Genomic DNA, 880 nt, shown 5'->3' on the forward strand with positions numbered 1-880 from the left:
GGCCGCGGCCGGCCCGGGGAAGTTCTCCGGGGGCCGCAACCGCTGCCCGGGCAGCCCCGCCATCTCGTACTTCAGGAGCTTCCTCGCCTTCTCCGGGTCGGTCTCGCCCTCCCCGTACGCCGGGCACAGGTGGGTGATCGGGCACGCGCCGCAGGCGGGCTTGCGGGCGTGGCAGATGCGGCGGCCGTGGAAGATGACGCGGTGGGACCAGTCGGTCCATTCCTTCTTCGGGATGATCTCCGCGATCTCGGCCTCCACCCGGTCCGGGTCGGTGGCCTCGGTCAGCCGCCAGCGGCGCACCAGGCGGCCGAAGTGGGTGTCCACGGTCAGGCCGGGGACGCCGAAGGCGTTGCCCAGGACGACGAAGGCCGTCTTGCGGCCCACGCCCGGCAGTCTCACCAGGTCCTCGAGCCGGCCGGGCACCTCGCCGTCGAACTCGTCCCGGAGCATCGCGGAGAGGCCGAGCAGCGACTTCGCCTTGTTGCGGAAGAAGCCGGTGGGGCGGATCAGCTCCTCCAGCTTCTCCGGGGCGGCGGCGGCCATCGAGGCGGGGTCCGGGTAGGCGGCGAAGAGGGCCGGTGTGGTGCGGTTGACCCGCAGGTCGGTGGTCTGTGCGGACAGCACGGTGGCGACCAGCAACTCGAAGGGGTTGCGGAAGTCCAGCTCCGGGTGGGCGTAGTCGAAGACCTCGGCCAGCTCGCGGTTGATCCGGCGGGCCCGGCGTACCATCGCGAGTCGGGTCTCCGGCTTGCGGCCCCCGCCGGCCGTGCTGTTGCGCTGTGACATGCGCTCCAGATTACGGGCCGGGTGGTGCCCGCGGAGGTGGAAACAGAGGGGATCGGGCCGGTTCCCGGCGGAGGACCGGCCGGGCCCCGGCGGG

1 protein-coding gene is annotated in these 880 nt (G+C 72.8%); it reads right to left on the minus strand.

All coding sequences use genetic code 11. From position 1 onward, the window contains the following. Positions 1–786: endonuclease III (gene nth, locus FNQ90_RS25165; RefSeq protein WP_182608424.1), on the minus strand; the 786-nt coding region annotated here is incomplete at its 3' end. Between the last annotated feature and the right edge of the window lie 94 nt (positions 787–880).

The sequence above is a fragment of the Streptomyces alkaliphilus genome, from assembly GCF_014141535.1.
GTDB classification, from domain to species: domain Bacteria; phylum Actinomycetota; class Actinomycetes; order Streptomycetales; family Streptomycetaceae; genus Streptomyces; species Streptomyces alkaliphilus.